The 18466-nt window shown below is 68.9% G+C and carries 15 protein-coding genes; 6 read left to right on the top strand and 9 right to left on the bottom strand.

What is annotated here, in order from left to right; translation table 11 throughout:
* The first annotated feature begins 40 nt into the window (after positions 1-40).
* The 3 genes from hpnC to hpnE are packed head-to-tail and all read left to right on the top strand — an operon-like array spanning position 41 to position 3034.
* The gene (gene hpnC, locus GPA22_RS01385) at positions 41-874 is read left to right on the top strand and encodes a squalene synthase HpnC (protein WP_169254290.1); all 834 of its coding nucleotides are present in this window, start codon (positions 41-43) and stop codon (positions 872-874) included.
* Positions 871-1704, top strand: a complete 834-nt coding sequence (hpnD, locus tag GPA22_RS01390) for a presqualene diphosphate synthase HpnD (RefSeq protein ID WP_169254291.1) — start codon at positions 871-873, stop codon at positions 1702-1704. Before hpnC ends, hpnD begins: the two co-directional genes overlap by 4 nt.
* 19 nt (positions 1705-1723) lie before the next feature.
* Positions 1724-3034, top strand: a complete 1311-nt coding sequence (gene hpnE / locus GPA22_RS01395) for a hydroxysqualene dehydroxylase HpnE (RefSeq protein WP_169254292.1) — start codon at positions 1724-1726, stop codon at positions 3032-3034.
* 5 nt (positions 3035-3039) lie between these two features.
* Here hpnE and GPA22_RS01400 read toward each other — a convergent pair whose 3' ends face one another.
* Positions 3040-3756 carry an ABC transporter ATP-binding protein gene (locus tag GPA22_RS01400; protein WP_169254293.1) on the bottom strand — a complete coding sequence of 239 codons (717 nt, stop codon included), beginning with the start codon at positions 3754-3756 and terminating at the stop codon, positions 3040-3042.
* Here GPA22_RS01400 and GPA22_RS01405 point away from each other — a divergent pair.
* Positions 3740-4351 (top strand): arylesterase, encoded by a 612-nt coding sequence (locus GPA22_RS01405; RefSeq protein WP_169254294.1) that lies wholly within the window; start codon positions 3740-3742, stop codon positions 4349-4351. The genes GPA22_RS01400 and GPA22_RS01405 overlap by 17 nt on opposite strands.
* Positions 4352-4382: 31 nt before the next feature.
* On the opposite strand, the gene selD is transcribed toward GPA22_RS01405, so the two are convergent.
* Positions 4383-5423, bottom strand: a complete 1041-nt coding sequence (selD, locus tag GPA22_RS01410; RefSeq protein WP_169254295.1) for a selenide, water dikinase SelD — start codon at positions 5421-5423, stop codon at positions 4383-4385.
* A 54-nt stretch (positions 5424-5477) separates the two neighbouring features.
* On the opposite strand from selD, the gene mnmH reads away from it, so the two are divergent.
* On the top strand, positions 5478-6527 hold the full coding sequence (gene mnmH, locus GPA22_RS01415; RefSeq protein ID WP_169254296.1) for a tRNA 2-selenouridine(34) synthase MnmH: 1050 nt from the start codon (positions 5478-5480) through the stop codon (positions 6525-6527).
* Between the two features lie 6 nt (positions 6528-6533).
* Here the strand turns inward: mnmH and GPA22_RS01420 are convergent, their stop codons facing one another.
* From GPA22_RS01420 to GPA22_RS01450, 7 genes are all read right to left on the bottom strand, one after another.
* Positions 6534-7946 carry a sigma-54-dependent transcriptional regulator gene (locus GPA22_RS01420; RefSeq protein WP_169254297.1) on the bottom strand — a complete coding sequence of 471 codons (1413 nt, stop codon included), beginning with the start codon at positions 7944-7946 and terminating at the stop codon, positions 6534-6536.
* Between the two features lie 33 nt (positions 7947-7979).
* Entirely contained in the window at positions 7980-9353 is a 1374-nt protein-coding gene (locus tag GPA22_RS01425) for a sensor histidine kinase (protein ID WP_169254298.1), read from the bottom strand.
* 39 nt (positions 9354-9392) lie between these two features.
* A complete protein-coding gene (locus GPA22_RS01430; RefSeq protein ID WP_169254299.1) occupies positions 9393-10370 on the bottom strand; it encodes an alpha/beta hydrolase family protein in 978 nt (325 codons plus the stop codon).
* 4 nt (positions 10371-10374) lie between these two features.
* Complete coding sequence (locus GPA22_RS01435) at positions 10375-12117, bottom strand: ABC transporter ATP-binding protein (protein ID WP_169254300.1); 1743 nt, start codon at positions 12115-12117, stop codon at positions 10375-10377.
* Complete coding sequence (locus GPA22_RS01440; RefSeq protein WP_169254301.1) at positions 12117-13190, bottom strand: P-loop NTPase family protein; 1074 nt, start codon at positions 13188-13190, stop codon at positions 12117-12119. Before GPA22_RS01440 ends, GPA22_RS01435 begins: the two co-directional genes overlap by 1 nt.
* 224 nt (positions 13191-13414) lie before the next feature.
* Complete coding sequence (locus GPA22_RS01445; protein WP_343035921.1) at positions 13415-13993, bottom strand: class I SAM-dependent methyltransferase; 579 nt, start codon at positions 13991-13993, stop codon at positions 13415-13417.
* Positions 13990-15450 (bottom strand): NAD-dependent succinate-semialdehyde dehydrogenase, encoded by a 1461-nt coding sequence (locus GPA22_RS01450; protein WP_169254302.1) that lies wholly within the window; start codon positions 15448-15450, stop codon positions 13990-13992. Before GPA22_RS01450 ends, GPA22_RS01445 begins: the two co-directional genes overlap by 4 nt.
* A gap of 317 nt (positions 15451-15767) precedes the next feature.
* Between GPA22_RS01450 and GPA22_RS01455 the strand changes: the two genes are divergently transcribed.
* Positions 15768-18461, top strand: coding sequence for a bifunctional acetate--CoA ligase family protein/GNAT family N-acetyltransferase (locus GPA22_RS01455; RefSeq protein WP_169254303.1), 2694 nt, complete (start codon positions 15768-15770; stop codon positions 18459-18461).
* Positions 18462-18466: the final 5 nt, after the last annotated feature.

An 18466-nucleotide genomic window follows, 5' to 3' on the forward strand; every position in this document is an offset into this window, starting at 1 on the left:
CATGCGGCGCCGCTTCGCGTATACTCGCGGCGCCCCGATCATGCCCGTCGACCACTACGAAAACTTTCCTGTCGCCTCGCTCCTGCTTCCGGCGCGCCTGCGCGAGCCCGTGGAAGCAATCTATGCGTTCGCGCGCACAGCCGACGACATCGCCGACGAGGGCGACATGGCACCTGTCGCACGCCTGGCGCGGCTCAACGACTACCGCATCGAACTGAATGCGATCGCCACGGGCGACCCCCCGCGCGACGCCTCGCTCGCGCCGATGTTCGCGCGTCTCGGCGCGAACATCCAGGCCCACAAGCTGCCGCTGCAGTACTTCCGCGACCTGCTCGACGCCTTCAGCCAGGACGTCGGCAAGACGCGCTATGCCGATTTCGCCGAGCTGCTCGACTACTGCCGCCGCTCGGCCAATCCCGTCGGGCGGCTGCTGCTGCACCTCTATGACGCGGCGACCCCGGACAACCTGCGGCGCTCGGATCTCATCTGCACCAGCCTGCAGCTGATCAACTTCTGGCAGGACGTCGCCGTCGACTGGCGCAAGCAGCGCATCTACCTGCCGCTGGCCGACATGACGCGCTTCGGCATCGACGAATCGCACATCGACAGCGGCCGCTGCGACGACGCGTGGCGCGCGCTGATGGACTTCGAGGTGCAACGTGCGCGCGCGATGATGCTGGAAGGCGCCCCGCTCGCGCGGCAACTGCCGGGACGCATCGGCTGGGAGCTGCGCCTGATGGTGCTGGGCGGCCTGCGCATCCTCGAACGCATCGAGGCGATCGATTACGACGTGTTCCGCCGCCGGCCCACCCTCGCCCGCGGCGACTGGCCGCGACTCGCGTGGCGGGCCGTGCATTACCCGAGAAACCGATGAATCCGCACGAATATTGTCACGACAAGGCTGCGAAAAGCGGCTCCAGCTTCTACTACAGCTTCATGTTCCTGCCGCCGGAGCGCCGCCAGGCCATCACGGCCCTGTATGCGTTCTGCCGCGAGGTGGACGACGTCGTCGACGAGTGCCATGACGTGCAGGTCGCGCAGACCAAGCTCGACTGGTGGCGCAAGGAAGTGTCGCGCGCCTATGGCGAGACGCCCAGCCATCCGGTGGGCTTCGCGCTGAAGGATGTCGCCGGGCGCTTCAACCTGCCGCGCGAACAGCTTCTCGAGATCATCGACGGCATGGAGATGGATCTCACGCAGAGCCGCTATCTCGACTTCAAGGGCCTGCAGCTCTACTGCTACCGCGTCGCCAGCGTCGTGGGGCTGCTCGCCGCCGAGATCTTCGGCTACCGCGAACGGCAGACGCTGAAGTACGCCCACGACCTCGGCATGGCCTTCCAGCTCACCAACATCATCCGCGATGTCGGCGAGGACGCGCGCCGCGGACGCATCTATCTGCCGATCGAGGACCTGCAGCGCTTCGAGGTCCCCGCGAGCCAGATCATGGAAGGACGCCACGACGACAACTTCCGCGCGCTGATGGCCTTCCAGGCCGAGCGCGCCGAGACGTTCTACGACCAGGCGCTCGCCCAGCTCCCCGCCGTCGACCGCAAGAGCCAGCGCCCCGGCCTCGTGATGGCGGCGATCTACCGCACCCTGCTGCGCGAGATCGCCAGCGACGGCTTCCTCGTGCTCGACCGCCGCACCTCACTCACCCCGGTGCGCAAGCTATGGATCGCGGGCAAGACCTGGGTGCGCGCATGACGGCGGGACGCGGCCCGCGATGACCCATCAGGTCGCGATCATCGGCGCCGGTTACGCCGGCCTCGCGTGCGCGGTCGAACTCGCGCGGCGCGGCGTGCAGGTGACCGTGTTCGAGCGCTCGCACACGCTCGGCGGGCGGGCGCGCGCGGTCGCGAAGGACGGGTGGCGCGTCGATAACGGCCAGCACATCCTGCTCGGCGCGTACGCCGAACTGCTGCGCCTGCTCCGCATCACGGGCGGATCGCCGAAGGAACTCGCCCATCTGCCGCTCACCTTGCACATTCCCGGGCATCTGCACCTGCAGGCCGCCGGCCTGCCCGCCCCGTTGCATCTGGCGTTCGGCCTGCTGCGCACCAAGGGGCTGGGCTGGGGCGACCGCTTCGGGTTGCTGCGGCTGATGCGCACGCTGAAGAAGCGGCGCTTCCGCGTCGACTCCGACCTGAGCGTGGCCGCGCTGCTACGCGAGCTGCGCCAGTCCGAGCGCCTGATCCGGCTGGTGTGGGAACCGCTGTGCGTCGCGGCGCTGAACACCCCGATCGCCGAAGCCTCCGCGCAGGTGTTCGCGAACGTGCTGCGCGACAGCCTGGCGGCCGGCGCCGCGGCGAGCGAACTGCTGATCCCGCGCGTCGACCTGTCCGAACTCTTCCCCGTCCCGGCCGCGCGCTACCTCGCGGTGCGCCGCGGCAAGCTGCGCACGGGTACGGCGATCGAAGCGATCCACCACCTGCGGGAAGGTTTCCGACTGGAAGGCGACCCTTCGCCCCGGCAGGTTTATGCGCAGGTGGTGCTCGCGACCGCACCGCACCACGCGAGCGCGCTGCTCGATTCGGTGGGCAGCTGCGATCGCCTGTCGGCCATGATCGCCGCGCTGCCGAGCGAACCGATCACGACCGTGTACCTCGCGCTCGGCGCGTCGATGCGCCTGCAGTACCCGATGATCGGCCTCACCCGCGGCCCCGCCCAGTGGGCCTTCGACCGCGGCCAGCTCGGCGGGCCGGAAGGGCTGCTGGCGTGCGTCATCAGCGCGCACGGCCCGCATGATGCGCTCTCGCGCGAGGATCTCCTGCTCGCCGTGCATGCCCAGCTCGAACAGGAGCTCGGCCAGCGCCTGCCGCCGCTGCAGTGGTCGCAGGTCATCACCGAGAAGCGGGCGACCTTCGCCTGCCGTCCGGGCGTATCGCGCCCCGGCGCCCAGACGCCCGTGCCGGGATTGTGGCTGGCCGGCGACTACCTCGAATCGGACTACCCCGCGACGCTGGAATCGGCCGTGCGCTCGGGGATCAACGCGGCCGCGCGCGTCCTGCGCCGCATCGCCAGCTCCGCGGCCTGACCGCCTCAGGCGACGCGCGCGGCCGCTTCCGCCAGCCGCCCCGCCTGCATGTGCAGCACGCGGTCGCAGCGCCCGGCGAGCGATTCGTCGTGCGTGACGAGGATCAGCGTCGTGCCCGATTCGCGGTTCAACGCGAACATCAGCTCGATCACCGATTCGCCCGTCGCCGCGTCGAGATTGCCCGTGGGCTCGTCCGCCAGCAGCAGGCGCGGGTTGGGCGCGAATGCCCGCGCCAGGGCCACGCGCTGCTGCTCGCCCCCCGAAAGATGCTTGGGATAATGGCGCAGGCGGCTGCCGAGGCCCACGCGCTCGAGCCACTGGCGCGCCGTGGCGGCCGCCTCGCGGGCACCCGCGAGCTCCAGCGGGAGCATGACGTTTTCGAGCGCGGTCAGCGCCGGCAGGAGCTGGAAGGCCTGGAAGACGAAGCCGATCGATTCGCCGCGCAAGGCCGCCCGGTCGTCCTCGCCGAGGGCGAACAGATCCCGGCCGAGAATCCGGACACCGCCGGCGCTGGGAACATCCAGGCCGGCGAGCAATCCCAGCAAGGTCGATTTGCCCGATCCGGAAGCGCCGACGATCGCGACCGACTCGCCGGCCGCGACGCTGAACGACACATCCTGCAAAATCCGGAGCGTGCCCTGGCCATCGGCCAGTTCGACATGCTTCGACAGGTTCGAGACCTGCATCACCGGGACGGAGAATTCAATGCCGCTGCGATCCATCGTGACCTTCTTGTTCGCAATCCTGTTGTCGGGCGCCGCCCAGGCGGCAACGATACTCGTGTGGGGAGACAGCCTGTCCGCCGGCTACGGCCTGCGCTCGAAACAAGACTGGCCCACCCTGTTGCAGACGCGACTTGCACGCGAAGGGTTCCGTCATACCGTGGTCAACGGCTCCGTCAGCGGCGAAACCACGGCCGGCGGACGCTCGCGCCTTGGCACCGCGCTCGAGCGCCACAAGCCGGACCTGCTGATCCTCGAACTCGGCGCCAACGACGGCCTGCGCGGCCTGCAGCCGGCGCTGATGGGCGAGAACCTCACCGCGATGATCCAGGCGGCACGCAGCAAGGGGGCACAGGTGCTGCTGGTGGGCATGGAGTTGCCGCCGAACTACGGGCCGGCCTACAACCGCCGCTTCCAGCAGGCCTTCGCCGAGGTTGCGCAGACCGAGCGGGCCCCCTTCGTCCCCTTCCTCCTCGACGGCTTCGCCGACAAACCGGAGATGTTCCAGTCCGACGGACTCCATCCGACCGCCGAGGCCCAGCCGCTGATGCTCGAGACGGTATGGAAGGTGCTGCGGGCGCTGCTCAAGAACTGAGCGTCCATCGCAGGCGCAAGCGCGCGTCGGCTCATTCGACGCGCAGCACCGCCTCGCCCGCCACCATGCGGCCGATGACATGGCCCTCGCTGCCCTGTTCGTCGCGGATCGCCGCGAGCACCGCATCGACGCCGGACGCGGCGCACGCGATCAGCAGGCCACCGCTGGTCTGCGGGTCGGTGACGAGCTTGCGCTGCCACTCGGGCGCATCGGCCGGCATCACCACATCCTGCCCGTAGCTCGCCCAGTTGCGGGTCGATGCGCCGGTGGCGATGCCGTCGCGCACGAGCTTCTCGGCGGCGGCGATCCTCGGCAGCGCGTCGAAGTTCACGGTCGCGCCCAGCTTTGAGCCGCGGCAGATCTCCAGCAGGTGGCCGGCGAGACCGAAGCCGGTGACGTCGGTGACGGCATGCACGCCGTTCATGCCTGCGAGGCGCGCGCCGACGCGATTGAGCAGCGTCGTCCAGCGCAGCATCTCGGCGTAATCACCGTCCGACAACAGCCCTTTCTTGAGCCCGGCCGAGAGGATGCCGATGCCGAGCGGCTTGGTGAGGATCAGCACGTCGCCGTCCTGCGCGCCGGCATTCTTCTTCACTTCGGCCGGATCGACCACGCCCAGGCCGACTAGGCCGTAGATCGGCTCCAGCACGTCGATCGAATGGCCGCCCGCGATCGGGATGCCCGCGTCGCGGCACACCGAGGCGCCGCCTTCGAGGATGCGGCCGATGACTTCCGGCGGCAGCTTGTCGAGCGGCATGCCGACGAGCGCGAGCGCCATGATCGGGCGCCCGCCCATCGCATACACGTCCGACAGCGCATTGGTCGCCGCGATGCGGCCGAAATCGAAGGGGTCATCGACGATGGGGGTGAAGAAATCGGTCGTCGCGACGATCGCCTGCCGCTCGTTCAGCTTGTAGACGGCCGCGTCGTCGGCGGTTTCGGTGCCGACGAGGAGCTCGGGCGGGACGATGCCGGCCGGCGCATGGGCGAGGAGTTTCGACAACACGGCGGGCGCGATTTTGCAGCCGCATCCACCGCCGTGGGAGAATTGCGTGAGTTTGATCTGATCCATGGAATCCGAAGGGGAAAGGCGGCCGCCCGGCCAGCACCGGCGCCGCGACAAGGCATGAAAAAAGGCATCGCGACCGTAGCACAGCTGGACACCTTTGACGAGTTCATCGACGCCCGCAGCCCGGCGGAGTTCCAGGAAGACCACCTCCCCGGCGCGATCAGCTGCCCGGTGCTTGACAACGAGCAGCGCGCGATCGTCGGCACGATCTACAAGCAGCAGTCGGCTTTCGACGCGCGCCGCATCGGTGCCGCAATGGTCGCGGAGAACATCGCCCGCCACCTGCGCGAGCGCTTCCACGACAAGCCCAAGGACTGGCGTCCCCTCGTCTACTGCTGGCGCGGCGGCCAGCGCAGCGGCTCGTTCGTGACCTGGCTGCGCCTGATCGGCTGGGACGCCTGCCAGCTCGAAGGCGGCTACAAGAACTGGCGCCGCATGGTGGTCGCCGAACTCGAGACCCTGCCGAAACGCTTCGACCTGCGCGTGATCTGCGGCGCCACCGGCAGCGGCAAGACGCGCGTGCTCGAGGAGCTCGCCGCGCTCGGCGCACAGGTGCTCGACCTGGAGGACCTCGCGGCGCACAAGGGCTCGGTGCTGGGGGCGCTGCCCGACCGCGCGCAACCCACGCAGAAAGCGTTCGAATCCCGCCTGTACGAGAAGCTGCACGGCTTCGATCCCGCACGCCCGGTCTATGTCGAGGCCGAGAGCCGCAAGATCGGTCGCATCCATCTGCCCGAGGGATTGATCGCCCACATGCGCGCCAGCGCCTGCGTGGCGATCGACGCGACGCGCGACGCACGCATCGAATTCCTCGTGCGCGACTATGCCTACCTGGGCGACGACGTGCCCGACCTGCAGCACCGCATCGACTTCCTGCGCGGACTGCAGAGCAACGAGGTCCTCGACCGCTGGAAGGATCTCGCCCGGCAGCGCGACCTGCACACGCTGTACGGGGAATTCATCGACCTGCATTACGACCCGCTCTACCACCGCTCCCAGAACCACAACTTCGCGCGCTTCCCGGATGCGCCGAGCTTTTCCTGCGACGACCTGACCCCCGCGGGGGTCCGCGACCTGGCACAGCGGATCTTCTCGGCGCCGGCCTGAGGGCCGTCACGCGTTCGCCACGCTCAGGCCGAACTTGTCGATGCGGTAACGCAGCGTGTCACGGCTGATGCCGAGCACACGCGCCGCGCGCGAAACGTTCCAGCCGGTCTGGCGCAAGGCATCGAGCAGGGCCCGGCGCTCCATGTCCTCGAGCGTCTGCGGCGCTGCCGGCGCGGCAGGCGCCGGTTCGGCCACGAACTGGCGGACCGGCGCGGGCGCCGTCGCCACCACGGTCGACAGCGACAGCTGCGCCGCATCGATCGCGGCTCCCGTCGCCATCAGCACGGCCTGCTCGAGCACGTTGCGCAGTTCGCGCACGTTGCCCGGCCAGCGGTGCGCAAGCAGCAGCGCATCGGCGGCGGGCGTCAGCGCGGGTGGAGTCTTGCCGTAGCGCGCGGCGTGCAGCCGGATGAAGTGGCGCGCCAGCGACAGGATGTCGGCGCCGCGCTCGCGCAATGGCGGCAGGCTCAACTGGAAGACGCACAACCGGAAATACAGGTCGGCGCGGAAGCTGCCTTCGCGCACCAGCGCCTCCATCGGCCTATGCGTCGCGGCGACGATGCGGACGTTGACGCGCTGGTCGCGCAGGCTGCCGATGCGGCGCACGGTCTTCTCTTCGAGCAGCTTCAGCAGCTTGGCCTGCAGCGACAGATCCATGTCGCCGATCTCGTCGAGGAACAGCGTGCCGCCCTCCGCCGTCTCGACCAGGCCCAGCTTGCGCTCGCGCGCATCGGTGAAGGCGCCGCGCTCGTAGCCGAAGAGTTCCGATTCGAGCAGCTGCGCCGGAATCGACGCGCAGTTGAGCTCCACGAACGGATTGTCGCGGCGCGGCCCGTTGAAGTGCAGCGCACGCGCAACCAGTTCCTTGCCGGTGCCGGTTTCGCCCAGCACCAGCACCGCCGGCGCATCGCTGTCCTGCAGCTGCGATTCGGCGTCGAGCAGCTGGCGCAGCGTCGTCTTCAGCGCGACCATCGGCGGCGAATTGCCGAACAGGCTGGCCAGGTCCGTGGCGTCGGCCTCGCGACGGTGATAGTAGTCGAGCGCGCTGTCGCGCTGCTTCTCGTCGAAGGCCTTGTCGATCAGAAGCTTGAGCTTGGCCAGCGCAACCGGCTTGGTGAGGAAGTCGCGCGCGCCCGCCTTCATTGCCTCCACGGCGAGTTCGACCGTGCCGTGCCCGGTGATCATGATCACCGGGATGCCCGAGTCGAAGGCCCGCACGCGCGTCAACGCCTCCAGCCCGTTGAGCCCCGGCAGGTTGAAATCGAGGACCACCGCGTCGGGCTTGAAGACGTCGAGCAGCGACAGCCCTTCCTCCGCGCTGCCTGCGACACGCACGTCATAGCCGCTGCGTTCGAGATAGATCCGTATGTTCTTGCCGAGGACCGCTTCGTCCTCGATCACCAGAATCGCGCGTCCCATGTTCCCCTCCCACGCTATCCCTGTTCCGCCCCGTCACGCGCACGCCAGGACCAGCCGAACGGCGGTACCCTGACCCGGCGCGCTGTCGATTTCCAGCGCGCCGCCGTAGCGCTCGACGATGCGCCGCGCCAGCGCCAACCCGACCCCCAGGCCCTGCGTCTTGGTCGTGTAGAACGGCTTGCCGGCACGCTGCAACTGCTCCGCGGTCATGCCGGGGCCGCTGTCGCGCACCGCGAGCACCACCTGCCGGCCGCCGCGCAGGCTCTCGCAGCCGATCTGCAGCTTGCCGTCCGCCTGGATCGCCTCGATCGCGTTCGCCACCACGCTGTGCAGCACCTGCGCCAGCAGCAGCGGATCGCCGCGAACCTCGGGGATCTGCTCGGGCATCTGCAGCGACGCCGTGATGCGCCGCCGATGCAGTTCGCGCCCGAATTCGTCGACGCAGCGCGACAGGATCGGCCTGAGCGACACGGCCGCGGCCTTCTCCTCCAGCGGCCGGGAATAGGACAGCAGCTCGCGCACCCAGGCTTCGAGCCGGTCCGATTCGGAGATGATGTCGGCAGCCGCCTCGCGGCCCGTTTCCTCGTCCGTGACGAGGATCAGCTCGGCAGAACTGCGGATCGACGCCAGCGGATTGCGGATTCCGTGGGCGATGGCCGAACTCATTTCGCCCACCACGGCCAGCGTTTCGGCATCGACGAGGCGGCCCTGCTGTTGGGAAATCAGCAGATCGGCGCGCCGCACCACGCCGAAAAGGGTCACGAACAGGAACAGGCCTGCGAGCGTGGCGCCGACCGCGATGCTGCGGTTGAGATACTGCAGCGCATTGAACAGCGCCACCGGATTCTTGTAGAACTCGATCGCACCCAGCACCGTGCCATCGGTGTCACGCACCGGCAGATAGATCTCGACGAAGAAGTTCGCCGCACGCGCGAGGTGCAGATGCTCGGCCTTTTCCTTGACCTCGTGGCGCTTGCCATGTGCCACGAGTTTCCCCGACAGCGCCTCGTCGAGTTCCTCGTTCGCACCGAACTGCTGCCCGATCAGGTCCGCGTCGCTGGACCACAGGATCCGGCGCGACGTATCGTAAAGATTCGACCGCAGCACGCCGGGCATGCGCGCCAGATGCGCGAAGGCCCCGCCAGGTTCATCCACGCTCACCGGCACGCGCTCGACCAGCAGCGCGTGCATGGACTTCTCCGTCAGGACGAGATTCTCGACCATCTCCAGGGTAAGCTGCCCTTCCTGCCGAACCATGCGCTGGGTCACGAATTCCGAGATCAGGTAACCGGCGATTGCCGAGATCGACGCGATCGACAACAGTCCGATCAGCGCAAACCAGCGGCTCAGATTGAAGGGGCGAAGCACCATGGGCGCCGCACGCCGTTCGGGTTTGGTTCCGGCCATCGCACTCCCCTCCAACTCCGGCAGCCTCCACCGCCTCGGTCACCATGCCACGCCCGCACGGGCGCTCCCGAACAGGTGGCTGAACACCCGCTCTCCCAGATTTCCCCGCCGCATGCTGCGCCGGAAGTTGTGCGGCGAGCGCGCGAGCGTCTCGAAACGCACCGGCCCCGCCTGCCCGCGCGCCGCCGCCGCGGCGTTGATCGCCTCGACCCAGCGCCGCCCGCGCTCCAGGCGCGATTCCCCCTGATCGAGCGTCACCCGATCGGTCTTGCGCATGGCGGTCCCTTCATGGACGTCGCGCTCCCCCACCAGCACCCACCCCGGCACGGCAAGGAAGCGGTTCAGGTCGAACCCGCCCATCTGCAGGCGCCGGCTGTAGCGCAGGCCGTAGGGATAGCGCCGCTCCGCATCCGGAAACGTATACCAGCCGGCCGCACCGACCACGTAAGCCGCCACCCGCTCGGGATGCGCCATCGCATAACGGTGCACGAACTGACCGCCCCCCGAGTAACCGAACAGGCGGAGCGGCGCGGCGAGGGCGCCGGTCGTGCGCGCCACTTCGGCCACGATCGCCTCCATGACGGCGACCGGGCTCTCGCCGCGGGCATTCGCGGAAAGGCGCTGATAGTCGGGGAAACGCTCGCGCTCGTACAACGGCGCCACCACGACGACGCCCGCACGCTCGGCGAACGGGGCAAACAGCTTCACGTGCTCCAGCGCATTGCGCGAGATGCCATGCACGCTGACCAGGATCGGCGCGTCGACGCCCCCCCGCGACGGTACGTAGACGACATACCTGAGGCTGGAGTCGGAACGCAGCGCCCGCTGCTCGACGCACCCCGGCAGCGGCGGCAAATCCGTCGCCGCGCCTGCACGGTTCGTGTCGCCCACGGTCACCTCGTCCGCCGTCGCCGGCGCGGATGGGGCCCGGGCGCCGGCAGCAGTCCGGCACGCCGTCCAGGCGACGATCGCGGGCGGATCGGCCGGGGGCAGGATCTGGGGGGAACAAATCGGCATGTCCTCACCCCGCTTCATTCGCTTCACGCTGGAACAGGCGCCGGGTGCGCCCCATCCTGCCCATGAGTTCGGCAGGCGCTCCGGATTCCAGCAGGCGCCCCGCCTCGACGTACCATACGAGATCGGCCTGCATCATCCGCGCATAGCTGTGCGTCACCATCAGCACGGTGCCGGTGAAACCGTCCAGGATCTGCCCGAGACCGTGCGCCGACGCCGGATCGAGGTTCGCGTCCGCCTCGTCGAGCAGCAGCACGGACGGGCTCCCGAGCAGCGCCCTCGCCCAGGCAATGCGCTGGCGCTGTCCGTAGGACAGATTCGCCCCCGCATCCGCCACCCGGGTTTGCGCGCCGTCGGGCAGGGTCGCCAGCAGCTCGTCCACGCCGCACAGGGCGGCCACGCGTGCGACCTCGGTGTCCGGGGCTCCGGGCCAGCGATAGCGCAGGTTGCGTTCGAGCGAGCCGCGCAGCAGGGGCAGGTCCGGCATCACGACGCCGAGCGCACGGCGCAGTTCCGACAGCCGATAGCGCCCGATCGGCGCGCCGGCAATGCGGATCTCGCCGCCGTCGGGTTCGAGCAGGCGCGCCGCCATGGCCAGCAGGGTCGACTTGCCCGCACCGCTCGGTCCGACGATCGCCACCGTTGCGCCGGCCGGCGCGCACGCGCTGAAGGCCCGCAGCGCAGTGCCGCTCGACACGCCGCGGAACTCGATCTCGACGGCCCCGCAGGGCGCTGCGAGCGGCGCGGCGGAAGAATCGCCGTCGTCGTCCTGCGCGCATGTTGCCAGGCGCGGCGTCGCGAGGAAGGCGGCGATCTTCTCGAACGAGACCCGCGCCGACCGCCAGTAGCCCAGCGCCTGGCCGAAGTCGCGGAAGGTGGGCGCGATCAGGCCGACGGCGGTGATCGCGCCGACGACCTGGGACGCCTTCAGCTCGCCGCCAGCCACCTCGATCGCGCCCGCCAGCAGCACGCCGGCGGTCGCGAACGAAGAGCTGAACTCCGCCGCCGACTTCAGCAGCGCCATGCCGCGAGTCTGCGCGACCATCGCATCGGCCAGCCCCGCGCCCTGCCGCTCGAGCAAGGCGCGCTCGCGGGCGACCTGATCGAACACCTGCACCACCGCGATGCCGCCGATTTTGTCATTCACGTTTGCAGCGAGGCGTGCCTGGCGTCGCCGCGCCTCGCGCACCGCGGGATCGACCCGATCGCTGAGCAACGCCAGCGCAACCGCCGCGCCGACGAAACCCCAGCTCGCGGCGAAGGCCATGGTGCCATTCACCAGGGCCAGCACGCAGAGCGCAATGGACGCGCTCAGTGCGCCGACCGCAATTCGTGGCAAGCCAAGACTCATCCAGCGCCGGATCCCTTTTACATCGCCGACGAAGCGCAGGATCGTTGCGCCGCGGCTGCGTGCCTGCATTCGCCGCGGCGACTGCTCGGCCATGCTGTCGTACAGGGCGAGCCTCAGCTCCGCCGCGTAGTCCTGCCCCAGACGCTCCGCCTGCACGCGCTCCACCACGCGCAAGGCGGCGAGCAGCGCGCCCGCCCCCAGCATGGCGCCGATCAGCCCGAATGCCATCGCCGAGCCGCCCGTGCGGTGGTCGATCACCACCTCGAAGAAGCGATGCGTCAGCCAGGCGCAGGCCAGCGCCGCAACCGCCTGCGCGATGCCGTTGAGGGCCAGCCCCGTCAGCATGAAGCGCCGCGCACCGGCCCACATGCGCGGCACGGCCGACTCCGCCCGACGCATCACAGCGCTCCGACCGCGAGACCTTCCTCGGCCCGAAATCCAAGGTAGTCGAGGATGGTCGGGCTGCGCAGCGCGTCGAGGTCGAGCACGTCCAGTCCGGTCGCCTGCTCCGCCTCGCGCATCGCCAGCGGCGACGCTGTCAGCAGACCGCTCGCCGCGACCACGGGCAGCCCCATCGAACGCAGCGCATTGACGCCGCCCGCCGAGCCCATCGCATCCCCGGCCGCGAAGACGACCGCATCGACCGCCCGCGCGAACGCCGACGACTTCAGCAGCTCGGCCGTCTCGCGCTGGTACAGGCCGTCGGCGACTTCGAACACCACCACGTCGACACCGCTCGCATACAGCCGATCCAGCAAGGTGGCCATCACCTGCTCCACCTTCTCCGGCTCCACGAGATAGGTCGAGGGCAGCCCGGCATCGGTGAAGTCCAGCACCGTCTGCGCGCCGGCATCGACCATCATCCATATGTCGCAGCCCGCGCCCGTGCCGGTCACCTTGGCGGCCCCGACGCGCAGCCCCGCATTGGCGAAGCCGCGGATCAGGTTAGACGCCGTCTCGGTCTTGCCGGCGTTCATCGACGTCCCCACCACCGCCACCGTGAAGGCCCGGCGGCCGTCGCCGCGCGGCGCATCCAGCGCGAAGTCTGCGAGATTGAGCGGACGCCCGCTGCGGTCGCCCAGCAGCCCAAGCGGTTGCACCACCGTCGCGCCGCGCATCTTGTCGTGACGCGTGATCACCCGCGCCGCCACGCCGCCGCCGGCGACCATGTGACAGAGTCCGAGATCCGGCGGGACCTCGGCCTCGAACTGGTCGGGCGCGTAGCGATTGCCATAGGCGAGGACGATCTCGTCGCCCTCGTACAGACGCGCCCGGCGCCCGCAAGCGAGCTCCAGATGGCGGTGCTGCCCGAGCTTGTCGACACGCGCCAGGATCAGATCGCCCACGCGCGGGACACGCGGGCCGCCGAGCAGCGTGACGAAGGCGGAAGCCGGGACGCGGCGGGTCGTGTAGGGTGTCTTGAGACGGGCGACACGATTGGCTTGGAGCAGGGTGACGTCAGGGGTATTCATTTCGGCCTCCGCTGAGCTGTTTATCCCGGACTAGTGGTGCCGGGTTGCCAATCCCCATGCACGCCGCGTGCCACAATTGGAAACATTCCCATTCCCAATCGCCACACCCGCTTCCCGCCGCTACAGCCGTTCCCGATGCCTACTTGAATACCGGTACTGGGGTATTTCCCCCAATTCTTAACCAAGAATTTGGGGTGAACTCCCCAAATTTGTCACGGACGCCTTCATTCTGTTGCAGCAATCGGCAGTTCGACCGAATCTGCCGCCCGCCTGACGGCACACACCCGCTGGACCACCGCCGCACGCGGGCGCGCCACGACACCCTGCTCGAAGGCGACGACCGTGAAGCCGGCGCCGATGCGTTCGAGCAGTTCGCCCGGACGCAACAGGAACTCGGGGCTCGACGGGCGCCCGAAACGCTCGTTGCCCAGCATGAACGTCTCGTAGATCAGCACCCCGCCGGGCGCGACGCAAGCGAGCAGGTCGCCGAAGCGCGGCCGGAACAGGTAGTTCGTGACCACCACCGCATCGAAGCACTGCCCCGCAAACGGCCAGGATGCCCCCTCCAGGTCCTCGCAGCGCGTCTCGACGCCCGGCACGCCCGCGAGCGCCGCCAGCGCGTCGGCACTGCGATCGACCGCCACGACGCGGAACCCCTGCGCCGCGAACAGCCGCGCATGACGTCCCCCGCCGCACGCATGGTCGAGCACCGTGCCGCCCGGCGCCACCAGCGGCATGAAGCGCCGCACCCACGCCGAGGCTTCGGCGGGCAGGACGTGGGCCGTCGCGATGCCCTCGCTCACCGGTCCACGCCCGCGACGCAGATCGACTTGATCTCGAGGTACTCGTCGATGCCATACACCGAGCCCTCGCGGCCGAGGCCGGACTGCTTGATGCCGCCGAACGGCGACACCTCGTTCGACATCAGCCCGGTATTCACGCCGACCATGCCGTACTCCAGCTCCTCCGACACGCGGAAAATGCGCCCGACATCGCGCGAATAGAAATACGCGGCGAGGCCGTACTCGGTGTCGTTCGCCATGCGGATCGCCTCCTCCTCGGTGTCGAAGCGGAACAGCGGCGCCACCGGACCGAAGGTCTCCTCGCGTGCGACGCGCATCGCCGGCGTCACGTCGGCCAGCACCGTCGGCTCGAAGAAGGAGCCGCCGAGCGCATGCCGCCGCCCGCCGGTCATCACCCGCGCGCCCTTCTGCAGCGCGTCGGCGATGTGGCTTTCGACCTTGGCGACCGCCGCCTCGTCGATCAGCGGCCCGACATGCACCCCGTCCGCCGTGCCGGGGCCGACCCGCAGTCCGCGCACAGCCTCGGCCAGGCGTTCGGCGAAGCGGTCGTAGATGCCCGACTGCACCAGCAGCCGGTTCGCGCACACGCAGGTCTGCCCGGCATTGCGGTACTTCGATCCCATCGCCCCTTCGACCGCCGCATCGAGGTCGGCATCGTCGAACACGATGAACGGCGCATTACCGCCCAGCTCCAGCGACAGCTTCTTCAGCGTCGGCGCGCACTGCCCCATCAGCAGGCGGCCGACCTCGGTCGAGCCGGTGAAGGACAGTTTGCGCACGATCGGGCTGGAGGTCAGCGCGCCACCGATCGCGACCGGGTCGCCGGTGACGACGTTGAACACGCCCTTCGGGAAACCCGCCTGCTCCGCGAGCGCCATCAGCGCCAGCGCCGTCAGCGGCGTCTGCTCCGCGGGCTTCACGATCACCGTGCATCCCGCGGCAAACGCCGGCGCGACCTTGCGCGTGATCATCGCCGCCGGGAAATTCCACGGCGTGATCGCGGCGCACACCCCCACCGGCTGGCGGATCACCAGCAGCCGGCGGTCCTGGCCCACGGTCGGGATCACGTCGCCCATCGTGCGCTTCGCCTCTTCGGCGAACCACTCGACGAAGGACGCCGCATACGTGACCTCGCCGCGCGCCTCCGCCAGCGGCTTGCCCTGCTCTGCAGTCATCAGCGCGGCCAGTTCGTCCGCCGCCTCGACGATCAGCGCGAACCAGCGCCGCAGCAGGGCCGCACGCTCCTTCGCCAGCGTGCGCCGCCATGCCGGCAGCGCCGCGTTGGCTGCCGCGATCGCGCGGGCGGTCTCTGCCGCACCCATGTCGGGCACGTGCGCGATCGTCTCGCCGGTGGCCGGGTTGCGCACGGCAAACGTCGCGCCGGAATCGGCGTCCGACCAGGCGCCGTCGATGTATGCCTGCCGGCGGAAAATGGGGAATTCGGCGATGTTCTTCATGATGGAAAATCTGCCTGTGTGGCGGGGAAAGCCCCGAAGAACCACCAATTTTAGTCCGATGCCTAGCGGCACGCACGGAGCGGACACGAACCGGCGCCAGGCCTCACGGCCCGCGCGGCGGAACGGCCCTGCGGTTCGTACTGATCGGCGATTCCTGGCGTTTATGTCACAATAAGAATGGTGCACTGCGGTAAACTTGAGTTTCGAACAGGGTATAACCAGACTGCAGCACCAGGAACACGATTCACCCCGCATGCGCGGCAACGTGCCGCATCGGGTAATCCGAGGCCAGCGAACCGGGATCAAGGCGAACCAACATGAAAGAGAAGCATTACCTCAGCCCGCTGCTCGAACCGAAATCGGTCGGGGTCGTCGGCGCCAGCGAGCGGGAAAACTCGATCGGCCACGTGGTCGTCCGCAATATGCTCGCGGCAGGCTTCCGCGGGCGCCTGTTCGCCATCAATCCGAAGCACGAATCGGTGCTCGGGGTTCCGTGCCACAAGACCGTCGAGGACGTGCCGCATCGCCTCGACCTGGCCGTCGTCGCCGTGCCCGCGGAAAAGGTCCTCACGGTGGTCGAAGGCTGCGGGCGCGCCGGCGTCAAGGCGATCATCATCCTCTCGGCCGGCTTCTCCGAAAGCGGCCCGCGCGGCGCCACGCTCGAGCGCCACGTGGTCGAGGCCGCGCGCCGTTACCGCATCCGCCTGCTCGGCCCGAACTGCCTCGGCATCATGCGCCCCGAGCTCGGACTCAACGCCACCTTCGCGCACGTCAGCGCGACCAAGGGCACCATCGGCCTGATCTCGCAGTCGGGCGCGCTGGTCACCTCGGTCCTCGACTGGGCCAAACCCAACAACATCGGCTTCTCGACCGTCGTTTCGCTCGGCTCGTCGAGCGACATCGACTTCGGCGAAGTCCTCGAGTACATGATCTCGGACCCGCGCACCGAGAGCATCATCATGTACGTCGAAGGCATCCGCGACGCGCGCCGCTTCATGAGCGCACTGCGCGGCGCCGCGCGCGTCAAGCCCGTGCTGCTGATCAAGGTCGGCCGCCACCCGCAGGGCGCCCGCGCGATCCGCTCGCACTCCGGCTCGGTGAGCGGCGACGACGCCGTGTTCGACGCCGCGCTGCGCCGCGCCGGCGTGATCCGCCTGTACAACATGGGCCAGCTCTTCGCCGCTGCCAACGCGCTGTTCTCGCACTTCCGGCCGCGCGGCAACCGCCTCGCGATCGTCACCAACGGCGGCGGACCGGGCGTCATGGCGGCCGACCGCGCTGCCGACCTCGGCATCCCCCTGTCGGAGTTCTCCGAAGGGACGATGGAAAAGCTCAACGCCTCGCTGCCTCACGGCTGGTCGCGCGGCAACCCGATCGACATCCTCGGCGATGCCGACGTCGATCGCTACCGGAAGACCCTGCAGGCCGTCCTCGAAGGCCCCAACGTCGACGGCGTGCTGGTGATGCTGACGCCGCAGGCGATCACCGATCCCACCGCCGTGGCCGAGGCGATCGTCGAGATCGAGAAGACCGCCGACAAGCCGGTGGTGACGTGCTGGATGGGCGAAGACCTCGTGCGCAGCGGGCGCAAGGCCTTCGAGACGGCCGGCATCCCGACCTTCCGCACGCCCGAGCCGGCCGTCGAACTCTTCAGCCATCTGTCCGCGTACTACCGCAACCAGAAGCTGCTGATGCAGACGCCGGCCTCGCTGTCGCACCTGAAGCCGCCGTCGATCGAAAGCGCCCGCCTCGTCATCGAGACGGCGCTGGCCGAGCGCCGCAAGGTGCTCAACGAGATGGAATCGAAGGCGCTGCTGGCCGCCTTCCGCATCCCCATCGCGCAGACCGTCGTCGCCCGCTCGGCGACCGAGGCGATGGTGCTGGCCGAGGAAATCGGCCTGCCCGTCGTCATGAAAATCGACTCGCCGTCGATCATCCACAAGGCCGACTCCGGCGGCGTGCGCCTCAACCTCGGCAGCCTCGCCGCGGTCCGCACCGCCTACCAGGAAATCCTCGAGGACGTCCGCCGCAACAAGCCCGATGCCGCGATCAACGGCGTCGCGATCGAGCCCATGATCATGAAGCGCAACGGCCGCGAACTGGTCGTCGGCGTGCGCCGCGATCCCGTGTTCGGCCCCGTCATCACCTTCGGCGAGGGCGGCAACCGCGTCGAGGCGAACAAGGATCTCGCCGTCGCGCTGCCGCCGCTGAACAACTACCTCGTGCACGACCTCATCAGGTCGTCGCGCGTCGCCAGCCTGCTCGGCGAATTCCGCACCATGCCGCCGATCAACATGGAGTCGCTGGAATTCGTGCTGCTGCGCGTGTCGGAAATGGTCTGCGAGCTGCCGTGGATCACGACGATGGAGATCAACCCGCTGATCATCGACGAACACGGCGCCGTCGCCGTCGATGCGCGGGTCACGGTGGAAAACGTGTCGCCGTCGGTCGACCGCTACGCCCACATGGCGATCCACCCCTACCCGTCGCAGCTCACCAGCACCTGGACGCAGCCCGACGGCACCGACGTCACGATCCGCCCGATCAAGCCCGAGGACGCCGAACTCGAAGTCGAGTTCGTGCGCAAATTGTCGGCCGAGACCAAGTACTACCGCTTCATGAACACGATGCGCGAGCTGCCGCCGGCGATGGTGGCGCGCCTGACGCAGATCGACTACGACCGCGAGATGGCCTTCCTCGCAACGATCCCCGGCGAGGACGGAACGAGCGAGGTGGAGGTCGGCGTGTGCCGCTACGCGGTCAATCCCGACGGCGAATCGTGCGAATTCGCGGTCGTCGTCGCCGACGACTGGCAGCACCGCGGCCTCGCGCGCAAGCTGATGGGCGTGCTCATCGAGACCGCGCGCAACAAGGGCCTGCTGTACATGAACGGCGTCTTCCTCGCCAACAACGAACGCATGCTCAAGTTCGTGCAGGGCCTGGGGTTCGTGCTGTCGAACGATCCCGAGGACAACACCGTCAAACTCGGTGTGCTTGCCCTGCAGGACTGATCACC

It is taken from the genome of Aromatoleum toluvorans (genome assembly GCF_012910905.1).
Lineage (GTDB): Bacteria > Pseudomonadota > Gammaproteobacteria > Burkholderiales > Rhodocyclaceae > Aromatoleum > Aromatoleum toluvorans.